This window comes from Gloeothece verrucosa PCC 7822, from assembly GCF_000147335.1.
GTDB lineage: Bacteria > Cyanobacteriota > Cyanobacteriia > Cyanobacteriales > Microcystaceae > Gloeothece > Gloeothece verrucosa.
This window is the reverse complement of the sequence record NC_014534.1, coordinates 369255-383278: the sequence shown is the minus strand read 5'-3', so window position 1 is coordinate 383278 and position 14024 is coordinate 369255. Positions and strand designations below refer to the sequence as shown.

The 14024-nt window shown below is 41.5% G+C and carries 10 protein-coding genes and 1 pseudogene; 5 read left to right on the top strand and 6 right to left on the bottom strand.

Annotated features, from left to right (window positions below; genetic code table 11):
- Positions 1–98: 98 nt before the first annotated feature.
- Entirely contained in the window at positions 99–1370 is a 1272-nt protein-coding gene (locus tag CYAN7822_RS32045; protein WP_049802823.1) for a hypothetical protein, read from the bottom strand.
- A 323-nt stretch (positions 1371–1693) separates the two neighbouring features.
- Positions 1694–2668, bottom strand: a complete 975-nt coding sequence (locus CYAN7822_RS35125; RefSeq protein ID WP_013335052.1) for a hypothetical protein — start codon at positions 2666–2668, stop codon at positions 1694–1696.
- 294 nt (positions 2669–2962) lie between these two features.
- On the opposite strand from CYAN7822_RS35125, the gene CYAN7822_RS32035 reads away from it, so the two are divergent.
- The 3 genes and pseudogenes from CYAN7822_RS32035 to CYAN7822_RS32025 form a co-directional block, all read left to right on the top strand.
- A complete protein-coding gene (locus CYAN7822_RS32035; protein WP_013335051.1) occupies positions 2963–3217 on the top strand; it encodes a hypothetical protein in 255 nt (84 codons plus the stop codon).
- 401 nt (positions 3218–3618) lie between these two features.
- A protein-coding gene (locus CYAN7822_RS37120; protein WP_245602854.1) for an IS5 family transposase occupies positions 3619–4421 on the top strand; the annotation gives its coding sequence in 2 pieces (ribosomal slippage) (positions 3619–3967 and positions 3967–4421; 804 coding nt in all).
- A 25-nt stretch (positions 4422–4446) separates the two neighbouring features.
- Positions 4447–4641: pseudogene (locus CYAN7822_RS32025) on the top strand (transposase); the annotation flags it as partial.
- 300 nt (positions 4642–4941) lie between these two features.
- Here the strand turns inward: CYAN7822_RS32025 and CYAN7822_RS32020 are convergent.
- The 4 genes from CYAN7822_RS32020 to CYAN7822_RS32005 form a co-directional block, all read right to left on the bottom strand.
- Positions 4942–5142, bottom strand: a complete 201-nt coding sequence (locus tag CYAN7822_RS32020) for a cyanobactin biosynthesis PatC/TenC/TruC family protein (protein ID WP_013335050.1) — start codon at positions 5140–5142, stop codon at positions 4942–4944.
- A 165-nt stretch (positions 5143–5307) separates the two neighbouring features.
- Positions 5308–5523 (bottom strand): cyanobactin biosynthesis system PatB/AcyB/McaB family protein, encoded by a 216-nt coding sequence (locus tag CYAN7822_RS32015; RefSeq protein ID WP_013335049.1) that lies wholly within the window; start codon positions 5521–5523, stop codon positions 5308–5310.
- Positions 5524–5620: 97 nt separating this feature from the next.
- Positions 5621–8020 carry a PatA/PatG family cyanobactin maturation protease gene (locus CYAN7822_RS37115; RefSeq protein WP_013335048.1) on the bottom strand — a complete coding sequence of 800 codons (2400 nt, stop codon included), beginning with the start codon at positions 8018–8020 and terminating at the stop codon, positions 5621–5623.
- A 9-nt stretch (positions 8021–8029) separates the two neighbouring features.
- Positions 8030–10099, bottom strand: a complete 2070-nt coding sequence (locus tag CYAN7822_RS32005; protein ID WP_013335047.1) for a S8 family peptidase — start codon at positions 10097–10099, stop codon at positions 8030–8032.
- Between the two features lie 422 nt (positions 10100–10521).
- Between CYAN7822_RS32005 and CYAN7822_RS32000 the strand changes: the two genes are divergently transcribed.
- On the top strand, positions 10522–10767 hold the full coding sequence (locus tag CYAN7822_RS32000) for a hypothetical protein (protein ID WP_013335046.1): 246 nt from the start codon (positions 10522–10524) through the stop codon (positions 10765–10767).
- A gap of 644 nt (positions 10768–11411) precedes the next feature.
- Positions 11412–13781, top strand: coding sequence for a TOMM precursor leader peptide-binding protein (locus CYAN7822_RS31990; protein ID WP_013335045.1), 2370 nt, complete (start codon positions 11412–11414; stop codon positions 13779–13781).
- The last annotated feature ends 243 nt before the right edge of the window (positions 13782–14024 follow it).

Below are 14024 nucleotides of genomic sequence, written 5' to 3'. Positions count from 1 at the left end.
TCGACTTTAAGTGGCTGAAAGCCTGATGCAGAGAGAGCTTAAGACTATAATGAGGAGGGTTAAAACTGTGACATTAATTCTTTAAAAAATGACAATAATTATTTAAAGTACACTTGCTCTTCTAAATAAGAAAAAATGCGTTGTTGAAAAGGTTGGAGAAAATCAGGAATTTTCCGGTGAGATAAGCGATCCGAAAAAGAAGAAATTGAGCCAGGGTTTAAACCGAAAAATTTAAGTTGTTTTTCTAAAGTTCGAGTCAGGAAAAGGAGATGTTTCCAAATTTTAATCGGTTCAAGATAAGTTTTTAACCAACCCAATTTATCTTCTAATCTAGCTTGAAGTTTATAAAGGGGTAAATTGGGAAGAAGTTGAGAGAAAAGCGTTAAATCACTCTTAAGTATATGACTAGCCCAATTAACTAAACGTTCAAGGTTAAAATAACGACATTGTGTTCTTTGAGGTGGAGGGGCGGCAAAAGCCAATTCGGTTTGTTGAAGTTGGAGTTTACATTGATGGCAGTCGGCTAGAAAATTTTGAAAATCTTCATCAAAAATTAACTGTTTTTTTAACAAGTTAGCCATCGCATGAGTAACATCATAGGTGTAAATGACTCCAGGATGGTAGGCTCGAAAAAGTTGAATGCCTTTATAGAGATTACTGGCTCTATCGCTAATAATTTGAAGAGGGGTGCCCACCTGTTGGCTCACGGATTGTAAAACGCCATAAATCCAATCACCGGTGGCTTCGTCAGTGACTTCAAGGGCAAGGATTTGTCCATCGGTTGGAAGGGAAGAGTTTGGGTGACGTAATCTATATCTCTGCCAATAGCGATTAGGAATACCATAAATAACCAAAGCTTTAGATTTGCCTAATTCGAGCGTTAAGTCGGCAATAAATAACCAATCTGAGCGTTTTTCTTTGGGGCGTTGTAATTCATATAAACCGATCCTTTCAATCCAAGTTTTAATACTACTGTAATGGGGAGTACCGAAGGAAGAATGTGATGAGACTAGCTCCATTGTTTTAGCTACACCCCGGTAGCTATTACCTACCTTAATGATCTGTCGGACGACAACGGAAACAGTAGTTAAAGAATAATGATGACCGGGAATTGTCTCATCATCGATAGCTTTTGATGAATGAGAGGCTGACTCTGAAGCGTTTTGAGGGTCTATTGAGCTTAGTTTCTTTTCGAGTTCCTTAACCCTGGCTTCAGCTTGTTTGGCGCGAAGTTTCCAATTGTCGCGGCTTTTTTTTAAAGAACGAGTGAGTTGAAGGTAAGAGCGAAGAGTACGTTGTTTAAGGGCGGCGTTTTCTTTCCAATTATCTCGGCTTTTTTGATAATGGCGAACTTGTCGGGTAAGAGGCATTTTGGATTCATTTGATTTCATTGTCAAGGGGGAGAAGTAACCTAAAAACTGTGTCTAATTTTAGACAGGGAGCGGGCACAAAGTCAACATATTGGTGCAAAAATTGCCTTGAGCGGAGGTACAGGTATAACTAATAAAAATTAATCTCTACTCGGAGTGCCCATAATCATTAACTAGGATGTTGAAAATCCGAGGTGATCACTCAAAAGTTTATACACAACTTTTATGTTCTGAGGCATTTTATAGATTAATGAGAAAAAACAGTTTTACGTAAGAAGAGCATAGATTGCCTAAAAGTATTATTAACCCATTGGCATTTTCTGCTAAATTAATTCCTCTAAGGGAGAAATAGCCTTAACTCCCTGATGATTCTGTCCTATTAAAGCTAAATACTGTTCTTCAACCGGAGTTAGGACGACTACTCTATCTAAAAGGTTAAGAATTTCTATTTCAAAGGGGTCTAAGGGCAAGTGTCTTAATTGAGTGAGCCGCTCAACGATTTCTTTGATGGAAGGCTCTTGTTCAAAAGAGAGTGGTTGAACTTGGTTATGTTTGAGATTATATTTATTGATCACCATTTGCTCTACATCGCGCACCCAGACTTCTACAGTTTTTGAATTGACACAGGCAATGCGTCCAAGGCACTGATCAATCATGGGGTTGGTCGAATCATGGATTTTTACCAGACCGGAGGGATTAAGTTTTAAGTGGTAGGCATGGGAGCTATCCTGAGCGGGTGCTGTCGAGGAGCGGATTTGCTCGGCCACACGGGTTACGATGCGATTACTGGGAACTTTTCCTTTAGCAAGATGGACTGCTTTAGCCCAGGCTTCGCGTTGTTGAGAGGGATTGAGAGATGTAAGTGGCCTAACTTGCCGTTCGCTAGTGGGAAGAATTTGTCGGGGCGTTATGTTCTTAGCGACAGGCGTTTCGCCTGAAATGATTGTTTCAGTTTGTGCGCCATTGGCGCACAAATTATCGGAGATATTTTCAGTTTGTGCCCCCGACTCGCACTGGGCTTCGATGGCTAAAAGATTATCCATAACAACAGCCGCATCAATTAACTGGTAAGAGTGCCGTCGCGCAAACCCGAACCTTTCACGACAATAGTCCTCAAAGGTAGCATAGAGAAAGCGGTAAAGCCGTTTATCCCGAATGGCTTTTAGGGCTTGACCAGCTTGGTAAAACGAGCGCTCAATACAGCCCTCAAGCTGTAACAATTCTTGTTCTTCCTCGCTCGTTAAATAATCATCGGTAACGACAGGTATAGAATTAGATGCGAATAATAAGTCGGACATGGGTGGAACGTTTGAGAATAAAGCAGGAATTAGAGCATAAAGAAAAATTATTCGACAGCTATCGAAGGTTAGGGGATAAATTAGCTATAATAGCAACACCCGAATCGGGGTTTTTCGTTTAGAGAAGCGGCCCCCTTTCTCCTCGTAATAGTCGGGGAAGGGGAAAGAGCATAGCGTGGAAACCAGCAGTTAGTTGGGGTTTTTCAGGAGCCTATTCGACATTACAAGATTTGCTAATTATTCTTTTTCTATTATACATTTGGAGTAGAGAAATTCGTCAAAGACTAAATAAAAATGACTTATACAGGTCGAGGATCTCATCCCAATTCTCTTGCTAACCTAAAACACGAGGGTCGCCCTCTAGCCCAAGATGAGCCAAAAAAGAATAGAACTATTACGGTTACCGATCTAGGATGGAACGGTGCTAGGGCACTGGCACTATCTTTGGGATTATCATCATTTTCAGAATTAGTAGAAAAATTGGGACGAAAAGAAATTTTGCTGGTGATCCCTTCTGTGGAAAGCGCTACCTCATTAGATGAGAGCTAAAAAATCAGGGGCAACATTTAAAATGACTCCGATCACCTCATCATTAAATGGTTGTAAATTCGGTTTCTACTGAAATTCAAATGAGAGTCTAGGGGGCGAAACTTTCTCCCACCCTTGCTTGAACAATAGATGTAGCTAATGTCATCCCGTCTCGTTTCTGGCTATCATTGTCCATTGTGCGGAATGTTTCTGGATAATATCCTCTATAAGGTGAATATAGGTCAACTTTCCTTTTTTTTCTCCTGATAATTGATGATAATTGACTATACGGAAAATATCAGTAAAATAAGGAGTTAGCCCGCTTAGGTTATTAGGGCGTGTCTGCGAACTTTTATACTGAGTAAAATTACTTATGACCAACCTGTTATATGACAGCGATCGCTAACCCTAGCAACCTAGAAATTAGAAGAGGAGACTTAACCGATGAGCAATGGGAAAAACTAAAACCCCTGCTACCATCTCAAAAAGCAAAGACAGGAAAACCGGGGCATGACCACAGGCAAATAATTAATGGAATATTATGGATTTTAAGAACTGGTGCGCCTTGGAGGGATTTACCCGACTGTTATGGAGTTCATAGCACTGTCTCAAGCCGCTTCTACAGATGGCAAAAAGCAGGAATTTGGGACGAAGTTTGGCAAAAACTTCAAACAATTGCCGACTTTGAAGGAAAAATAGATTGGGAGGTTCACATGGCCGATAGTACAGTGGTTCGAGCGCACCAGCACGCAGCCGGTGCAAAAGGGGGCAACAAAATCAAGCTTTAGGGCGAAGTAAGGGTGGTTTTTCTACTAAAATACACATACGGGCTGAAGGGTTGGGAAAACCAATGGCTTTCAGTCTAACCTCTGGAGAACGACACGATACTATTGGTTTTGATGATTTGCTCAAAGGGGGAAAAGTTAAAAAAATTGCGCGAGGACGGCCTAAACATCGGTTTAAATACTTTCTTGGCGATAAAGGTTACAGTAGCCAAGCTATCCGGCAAAAGCTGCGTAAAAAAAGGATAACCCCTATTATTCCCCGCAAAAGTAATGAAAAAAGACGTGAACGGTTTAATAAAGGGTTGTACCGTGAACGGAATCGAGTTGAAAGGTTAATTAACCGACTTAAACAGTTTCGTCGCATAGCTACAAGATATGAAAAATATGCACACAACTATTTGGCCATGTTGGCGATCGCTTCTATACTTCTCTGGCTATAAAGTGAGTTTGCAGACACGCCCTAGTTTAATGTATTTACCCCCTTATTCTCCTGAGTTTTCTCCAATTGAAAACTTTTGGTCAAAAGTCAAAGCTATTTTAAGAAAAATTAAAGCCAGAAACTATAAAGATTTAATAGATGCCATTACTTTTGCCATGTTACAAGTGACTCAAAAAGATATTCGCAACTGGTTTGCTCATTGCTGTTACTGTACCTCATGAGTATGGGAAATGCTATAAATCGTTATTGGTTGTTGAAGGGTTTTGAGAAGACTTCTGGTCTGAATTATTCAGATCTCCCTCCGAATGTATTAACTGGCTAAAATTTTTAGTAAATAATCATTATCCCATCCGGATCTTTTCCTCTTATTTTTTTTTATTGTTTTGACTGAGCCACACCGGGAATCAATACACAAAAACACTGTTTAGTCAATAAAATTTAGATGCGTTTGCCCTGAATTTAATGGCTGTTAGGGGACAATTAAAAGCATTAAATTTGCCAAATTTGACTGATCTGATTTGCTAAGACCAAATTCGTCCTCTGCGGAAGGGTTTTTGTTCTTTTTCTGCATTTTTTTGAGTTTTGAGCATTTCCTGCCACCAAAAAACGTAATCTTCTAATCCGGTTGCTAACAGATGAGTCTTAACTTCTTGAGAAATTTTTTCCGTTGGTTTTGAAGGATTTTGTTCTGGGTTTTGTTGAGATTGTGTTTTTTTAGCCATGATTAAAAAGTCTCCTGGTTTGAGTGAGATTTGCCTTTTATCTATTACTTATTACCGAGAAAGTTGGGTTAAAACCCTCCTATTACAAGAGAAAAAAAACAAAAATTTATTCCTTTTTCAATCAAGAGTGATTCATCAAGAGGTAAAACTTTTGAATGCGTGAATTTAATAACCTTCCCAACCGCCGCATCCAAAAGGAGGAGGAGATTGAGAACAAGCGCTATAATTAAAAGCCGCAGGATCGTTATAGTTAGCGCCGTGTAATAAATCCATACGAATGCCAACTAAATCCTGTACTCTACCATGAATAACATCTACAGAACGGTGAGGATAAATAATATCTGGTCTTTTCACAGGAGGGGCAAGTTTTGGTAATCTCATAGTTTTCTCCTTTTATAATAAGGGAATAGGGAACAGGGAATAGGAAGTAAATTAGGGTCGTCCTTATTAGATAATTGTTATGATCAGATAGGTGTTCTTAATTAGGTGCAGACCAAGAACGCACTTCCCCTAAAGTTACAGGCATTATATCCTTGACATCTATTGTAAAACGAATGATTTTTCTAGCTCGTTCTTTATTTTCTGGGTCGAAAAACTTTAATTTTACATCCCAACAATTACTATCATAGCGACAATAAGCGCTTTTATAAACTTCGATTGTATCAAGTTCATAACCCGTCACCACAGCTTCAGCAAAAGTCGAAGCTGCTTGAAAAGCATTGGTTGCTGCAAAATTAAGCGCCCTATCTCTATCAGTTTGTCCCCAGTTTCTTAAATCATAGTAGATCCGATTGAGAAAACTACTCAAAGTTCGTCGCACTCTTTGCTCATCAACCTCTACAGTTTCTAAGGCGGACCTAACCAGACGATTGACATTCCAACCATACATACCCCGAATGTTCTCCGGCTCGATAACTGGGACAATTTGCCCAGAAAAGAGCTTGACAGTCCTTGAGGTAAGTCTAGCAGGAATACTCACCCGTTCGATGTAGTTTTCGCTGTCTTCTGGTTCTACTTCTCCAGTTAACATTAATTGTAAGGTTTCATAGACATCACTGGCAAAAGCCTCAATCGGTTCAATAGCATAAATCGGCGTTAATTCCAGATTTAGCGTCCAAATTAAAGATTTAGCTTCCGAAGGGTTATCAAAGAGGTAATCTACCATCTGACGCGCATCGTAGGGATTAGCAGGAACAACTGTCCCATCTATTTCTAGTCCCGGCATCAGTTGCTTAAAGGAATCTCGCCACGCTTCTGTACCAAAATCATAGCCTAATGTACCCAGTGCATAAACTAAGCGGCTGGTTTTGCTTTGGGCAGGAATTTCTAAACCTTGACTAGGAGTAACATAAGAAAAGGTTTTCGGTTTTTTGGCTCTAATTTCCCCAGCAATTAAAGGCAGATTTTGAAAACCCCCGTTTCTGGCTATAAAGTCAAGAAATTTATCAAAGTTAACCGTTTCGCTGATATCTTTCCAGTTAACATCCTCAAATCCTACTAGGCGCACCTCTTCGGCGGCTTGACTCAAAGGAGGAGTATGATAGAGATGGCGGGGTTGGAATTGGGATAAATCCTGCTGTTCTTGATGAGATAAAAGCCCCTCTTTGCAGAAAAGGTCTTTAATATACAGAGATCCTCCCGGTCGCAAAGCGCGATAAGCTTCTCTTAGCGCCTTTGGTCGGGTTTTTGAGTAACCAAGACTTTCCAGCATCAACACTACATCAAATACCCCATACTGGAAAGGGATAGAGTGTAAATCCGCCTCTGTAACTCGGATGCGATCGCTAAGTCCGGCTTGGGCAACTTGAATTCTTGCTTGCTTAACCTGTTCTGAGGATAAGTTAATAGCTTCAATTAAGGTACTAGGTGTCGTGCTAGCAATGTCAATAGCAGGACCCCCAATACCACAACCTGCATCTAAGATATAATCCCCTGATTTAATGCCGGCTTGTTGAGTATAATAAAGATTATGATCTTTAGAGGCATCCTTATCGCTGTAATCTGCCCAAGTTGTACTTTGCAAAGTAGCGCGATCGCAGGGAACAGGAGTCGCATCATATAAGGTTTTTATTTTTTGTACATGGGGATCGGGGTGAGGATAGCTTGCTGGTAGAATGGTTTGAGTTTTTCTGACGGTGGGGGCTGGTTTAGTGGCTTTAATTTCCCCATAATACATAGCACCACTGGGACTTTGAACATCAACCCAAATCTTTCTCACGTCTTGAGTAGGCAATTGTCCCGTCATATCCCCAAGCTGAATATCTACAAAGCCGCTTTCTTGGGCAACTTTTCCTAGTTGACTCAGAGGACAAATATAGCAACGAAAATCCCGATTAAACTTAGCGAGTTCTTGTTGCTGTTGCTCCGTTAAAGGGGGTTCTCTGCTGACGTGATCTGTCATATAGATTCGTCCTCCTGGATGCAGCGCCCGGTAAACTTCCCTAAAAGCTAGGGGCAAATTATTAGAATATTTAATACTGTCATTATAAAAAGCTAGATCGAATATCCCATCAGGAAAGGGTAAATGATGAAAGTCCCCCACCCTAATGATAATGCGATCGCTTAATCCGGCTATTTCTACCCGTCTGCGAGCTTCATCCGCTTCTACTTCTGAGAGGGTCATCCCTTCTATTCTAGTGCCTGGGAACTCCTGAGCAAAGTGGATCGCGGGAATTCCTACCCCACAACCAGCATCGAGAACATAATCCCCAGGTTTAATGCCGGCGCGTCGGGCTAAATCCATATTATGAAACCGGGCCCAATTATCGGAAACAACTTTGCTGTGATTAATCGGTAGCCGGTTATACCAATCCCCAACGCTTTGGATGTGGGAGTCGGGAGGCGCGTAAGTTTGGTTACTGTTGGTCAAATTTTCCATAGTTAAAAATTAATAAGCAGTAGACCAAGTGCGGACTTTCCCTAAAGTTACTGGAATAATGTCACTGACATCAATGGTAAAGCGGAAGACTTTTTTAGCGCGGCGGTTGTTTTCTGGGTCGAAGAATTTTAGTTTAACATCCCAACAATCACTGTCTACCCGACAGAAGGGGCTTTTTTCTACGGTAATGGTATCGAGTTCCATTGCTTCTGCTACGGCAGTGGCAATGGTTGTGGCGGCTTGGAAAGCGTTAGTAGTGGCAAAGTTGAGCGCCCGGTCTTGAGAAGTAGTTCCCAAATTGCGGAAATCATAGTAAATGCGGTTGAGGAAGCCTCCCAAAGTTCTGCGGACGTTATCTTCCTCTGTTTCACCCACTTGAGCGCCGATAGTATCTAAAGCAGCGCCAATTAAGGTATTAACTTTCCAACCATACAGCCCCCGCGTGTTCTGTGGCTCAATCACGGGCACAATTTGACCAGAAAATAGTTTAACAGTACGTCCGGTTAAAATACCAGGAATACTGACCCGCTCTACATAGTTTTCGTCCTCTTCTGGTTGAATTTGCCCAGAAAGGAGTTCTTGTAACACTGCATAGACATCTCTGGCAAAAGCGCCTTTAGGTTCGATGGCATAAATCGGGGTTAATTCTAGGTTCAGGGTCCAAATTAAGGATTTAGCTTCCGAAAGATTATCCCCTAAATAATCCACCATCTGACGGGCATCGTAGGGATTAGCGGGAACGATAGTGTTATCAATGGTGACTCCGGGCATTAATTGCTTAAAGGAGTCTCGTCTGGCTTCTGTACCAAAATCATAGCCTAATGTACCAAGGGCATAAACTAAAGGACCGGGGTTGATGTCGCTGGGCGCTTGGCTGGGGGTAACGGAGGAAGCAACAGGATAAGACATAGGGGTATTGGGAGTCATATAGGGTTGAATATAGTTTTGATAATTAGTTGGATTGGGTACAGGCATATTACCCGGAGGCATCTGGTTTACAGTTGGGTTAGCAACGGCGGTGGGTGTTTGTATCATGCCGGTTGCTGCCTCTGTAATTCCTTCTTCAGCAGAAGCGGCTATTTCTGCGTTCATCGCTTCTATATCCCCAGCGCTTGATTCATTGATGGTGACAGCATCCTCTGTGGCGCTTGTTTGGCAACCACAACCTGATGCACTGAGGGCTTCTTGTTCTTCTGACATAACTCCTCCTTTGAATTTTTCTATCGCACCAAGAATGTTCAATTTACCAACTAAACAGCGAGCTTTATCCTCTAATTCGGGAAAATCGCAAGGGGTAGCGCTTTTTAAAAGAGCGGCTCGGACTTTTTGGGGATTGGGCTGCTCACCCCACTGTTTTTGTAAGCTCAATAGTAGGGCGGCAACTCCTGTAACTATGGGTGTGGCAAAACTTGTCCCACTTAATTCGATGATTCCGCCACCGGTTTTTGCTCCCAAAATCTTCTCACCAGGGGCGAGAATTCCTTGAGTTTGGTAAGCGCTGCCCCAGTTACTATAGTCTATGGGTTTACCGTTATCGTTCATCGCTCCTACTGCTAAGGCCGCAGGTAGCGCGGCGGGAACGTGCAAGCAATCACAACCGTTATTACCGGCGGCGGCGACGATTAAAACATTGTGTTGCTGACATAAGGCCACCGCTTGTTGTAACCAATCATCTGCCTCACCGTAATCCGTCAGTTGTCCACCACTAATATTGATAATATGTGCACCGGCTTGTACTGCTTGTTCAATTGCCCTAGAAAGGTCTAATTGGGATAATTTACGCTCTTTATCGCAAAAAATAGGAATAATTAACCCTTTGCATTGGGGGGCTATTCCTTCAACGGGTGAGCCATGCTGGCCAAAAATTACACTAGCAACGTGGGTCCCGTGCTGGTACATTAGTCCCTCTTTGATGGGGTTAGGATTGACCAAGGTGGGAATTTGGCTTAAGTCTGCTCCTACAAAACAGGGATGAGAGCTATCTACTAACCCATCTAGCACAGCTACACATATATCTGAGTTGCCTAGTGTTTGCTCCCAGAGATTGTTTAATCCAGGGATTGTTTTTACTTTAGCCATTGAGTAAGTCCCCAAAATAGGCGAGGCAATTGCAAGATTTTACGTCGCAGAAATTGATTTTGACTTTTTCAATTGCCGACGTTTATCAAAAGTGTCTTAGTTAATTTACTACAAGCAGCAATTTTAATCAAGCTACTTATAACGTCAGAAAGCTAATTGTTAAATTTTTTAAGACATTTTCAACATTTTTGACATTTAAGAAAGCCTGTGTTTCTAGGTTTTTAACGTATTTAGTCCATTTAAGACGTTTAACAAGTTAAGAATAGATTAACGATATGTTAAGAAAACGATGATTAAATAATATTAAGTTAGTCAAACTATTTAGATACTTGCTAATACTAAAGACTTCTGGTATAAAAAAACAATACTTCTCAGAAGAGAAAGTTTTTGAGTACAAACATTCAGCAAAGGAGAAAAATACCATGACCCCCGAAAATCGAGAAATGCAATTAGAAAAGCTCAACCGCTTACAGCCCCGGATGTCTGAGCCTTCTGTGCGTGCCCATGCTGGTATGCCTATCGACTTGTCAGAAGAAGAATTGACAGCAGAAGGAGTTAATGGTGGCGTGTTCGCTTCCAACTATGGCGGAGCAGAAGGCGGCGGCGTTACCCCATCGTTTTCGTTTTGCGTCATTGGTCCCTCAAGCTATTGTTGTTATTGTGCATAAAGTTATGTAGTGTGAGTTATTATATGTACATCTGGGGGCGGTGGACGTGCTGTGGACGAGCTAATTGTAGCACACTCGGGCAAAAAAGGTCACTCATTCGGTTTTGACTGGCTCAGGACTCCTGTTGGCTTCGATAAACTGACGAACCACCTCTGCTAGTAACTCGTTTTCGGATACCCGGCACTGTGGGGGAGAGAACAAAATAGATTTTTTGTTTTTCCCCGTTGTAAGTTTACGAAGTGATCCAGTGCCACCCGATCCGCCAAGGCAAAGAGAAACCCCAGCCAATAGTCAGCTACCCCAGTGGCACCAGTTTGGGGTTTTCTCCCTCGGTTTATACTTCTGGCAGAATTTGCGATATTTGAGGGCGCATTCCTCTAGATTCTTCCCTAATTGCAGAGAAACAACTTATAAAGGTCGGTTTGAAGAACTAAAAAGTGAAATAATGGTTGGAGTAGAACAGCTAAAAAGAGGTGAAAAAACAGATGGTCAAGAAGTTATAAAACGATTAGAGAAAAAAAATAGTCAAGCAATGAATGTCGATTAATGGGTAAATTTTTTTTATTTCGACAAGCTGAACAAGATTTAGAACAGATAAACGATCCCATAGCTTTTTATAATGTCCAAATTAATTAAAAAAAACCATGAAAAGTCCTCAAATTAAACCACATTATCGCGTCGAAATTATCGAACCCAAGCACGTCTATTTACTAAGTGAAACCTCTACCCACGCCCTTAGCGGTGAATTTTATTGTCAACTTATTCCCCTCCTCAATGGCAATCATACCCTCGAAAAAATTATCAACAAACTGCAAGTAGACCCTAGTCATATTGATTATGCCCTAGAGCGCTTGCAAACCAAAGGTTATTTAAGCGAACCAGTACCAGAAATTACCCCAGAAGCCGCCGCCTTTTGGGGATTATTAAAAGTAGAACCATCCTTTGCTTATCAATGCTTACAACAAACTCAAGTTTATGTTTTTTCTATTAGTAATATTCCCACCGAAGGCTTAATAAATTCCCTAAAAGCAGTGGGTATAAAAGCGCTGTCTTGGGATGGAGAATTAGAAGAATTTCCCCCTCATTCCCTGCTAGTCATCTTAACCGATGATTATCTTCAACCAGAACTAAGTAGAATTAATCAAATTGCCCTGAAAAACCAGCAACCTTGGTTACTAATTAAACCCGTTGGCACTATTTTCTGGTTAGGGCCGATTTTTCATCCCTCAAAAACTGGTTGCTGGGAATGCCTCGCCCAACGTTTGCGGGGTAACCGAGAAGTAGAAGCTTCTGTACTACGGCAAAAATACTCCCCCAAACCCAACTCTAAAACCCCCTCCTCGCAGGAGGGGGTAGGGGGAGGTCAAGAGGAGAGGTCAAACAAAAGCAACGGACACAAGAAAAACCCCCAAATAACCGAATGTCTCCCCCCACCCGGAGCAGCGCTGGCCTCTACCCTAGAAACAGCGCTCAACTTAGCGACCACAGAAATCGCCAAATGGATAATCAAGCAAAGCACTGAAGAAACAGCAAAATTCCCCACCTTAGAAGGAAAAGCCATCACCTTTGACCAAAATAAACTAGAATTGCAAAACCATATTTTAACCCTGCGTCCCCAATGTCCTAGCTGCGGTGATAGCAACTTTATCTCTGAGCAAGTCTCTAGTCCCTTAACTTTAACCAGTCGCAAAAAGCATTTTACCAGCGATGGCGGACATCGTACCGTTACCCCAGAAGAAACCGTCAACCGCTACCAACACCTAATTAGTCCTATTACTGGGGTAGTAACCGCCTTAGTGCGAATTCCCCACCCTGAGAATAACTTAGTCCATCTCTATCATGCTGTTCATAGCATGATGACGGCGGGGGATTTAGATAAGTTGCGTCGCTCTCTCAATCATAAAAGTTCAGGAAAAGGAAAAACAGACCGTCAATCAAAAGCGAGTGGATTTTGTGAAGCAATTGAGCGCTATTCGGGGATTTATCAAGGAGATGAACCTTATATTACCGCAACTTTTGCCGAGCTAGGAGAGAGAGCTATTCATCCCGCCGCCCATCTTAATTATAGTGAAGCGCAGTACCAAAACCGAGAAGAATTAAACCAGAAAAACGCCTCCCCTAATCACATTTATCAACCCTTTGATGAAACAAAACCCATTGAATGGACTCCGGTTTGGTCTTTAAGCGAACAAACTCATAAATATTTTCCTACGGGTTTATCTTACTACGGTTATCCCCTGCCGGAAGATCATAATTTTGGTCGTGCTGACTCCAATGGTAACGCGGCTGGCAATACTCTAGAAGAAGCAATTCTTCAAGGATTTTTTGAATTAGTCGAACGGGATGCGATTGGAATTTGGTGGTACAATCGTTTAACCTGTCCGGGAGTTGATTTAGAGAGTTTTAACGAACCCTATTTATTAGAATTACGGGAGTTTTATCGCCGTAAAAATCGTGAATTGTGGGTGTTAGATATCACCACAGATATAGGGATTCCTGTATTTGTTGCTCTCTCCCGTCTCACCGATGGCAAAGAAGATAAAGTTATTATGGGTTTTGGGGCGCATTTTGACCCGAAAATTGGCATTTTACGAGCCGCTACCGAAATGAATCAACTAGGGTTAGGGTTTGACCATGATGATAATATTCAACTTTGGAATTTACAAGAATGGATGACTAAAGCTACCTTAGAAAATCAACCTTATTTAGCACCTGATGAGAGGGTATCTCCTAAAACTTATCAAGATTATGAAAAACTTTGGACTGATGATATTTATGAAGATGTAATGACTTGTGTAAACATGGCCAAAAAAGTTGGCTTAGAAACTTTGGTACTCAATCAAACTCGTCCCGATATTGGGTTAAGTGTTGTTAAGGTTATTGTGCCAGGATTGCGCCATTTTTGGTGGCGAGTTAGACCCGGAAGATTGTATGATGCTCCTGTTAAAATGGGGCGCTTTTCTACTCCTTTAACTGAAGAACAACTTAATCCTATTCCTATGCCTTTTGTCTAATAGTTAACAGCCTCGTAGCCTCGTAGGTTGGGTTTCGTGCCTCAACCCAACACACCCAAGAATTACCAAAAAATTCGCTTAAAAGCCTCCTCTTTTAAGAGGAAAAAACAAAAATTTATTCATTATTCAATCCTCTTGATTCATCAATAGTAAAACTTTTGAATGCGGGACTTTTGAATCATTGTTGGATTTCCTTATGTCAACCTAACCTACAATCTTAAGTCCTCCTTATTAAGGGGAATT

Coding starts and splice junctions, on each gene's coding strand:
- CYAN7822_RS32045 (WP_049802823.1), bottom strand. CDS start 1,370: ATGCCTCTTACCCGACAAGTTCGCCATTATCAAAAAAGCCGAGATAAT.
- CYAN7822_RS35125 (WP_013335052.1), bottom strand. CDS start 2,668: ATGTCCGACTTATTATTCGCATCTAATTCTATACCTGTCGTTACCGAT.
- CYAN7822_RS32035 (WP_013335051.1), top strand. CDS start 2,963: ATGACTTATACAGGTCGAGGATCTCATCCCAATTCTCTTGCTAACCTA.
- CYAN7822_RS32020 (WP_013335050.1), bottom strand. CDS start 5,142: ATGGCTAAAAAAACACAATCTCAACAAAACCCAGAACAAAATCCTTCA.
- CYAN7822_RS32015 (WP_013335049.1), bottom strand. CDS start 5,523: ATGAGATTACCAAAACTTGCCCCTCCTGTGAAAAGACCAGATATTATT.
- CYAN7822_RS37115 (WP_013335048.1), bottom strand. CDS start 8,020: ATGGAAAATTTGACCAACAGTAACCAAACTTACGCGCCTCCCGACTCC.
- CYAN7822_RS32005 (WP_013335047.1), bottom strand. CDS start 10,099: ATGGCTAAAGTAAAAACAATCCCTGGATTAAACAATCTCTGGGAGCAA.
- CYAN7822_RS32000 (WP_013335046.1), top strand. CDS start 10,522: ATGACCCCCGAAAATCGAGAAATGCAATTAGAAAAGCTCAACCGCTTA.
- CYAN7822_RS31990 (WP_013335045.1), top strand. CDS start 11,412: ATGAAAAGTCCTCAAATTAAACCACATTATCGCGTCGAAATTATCGAA.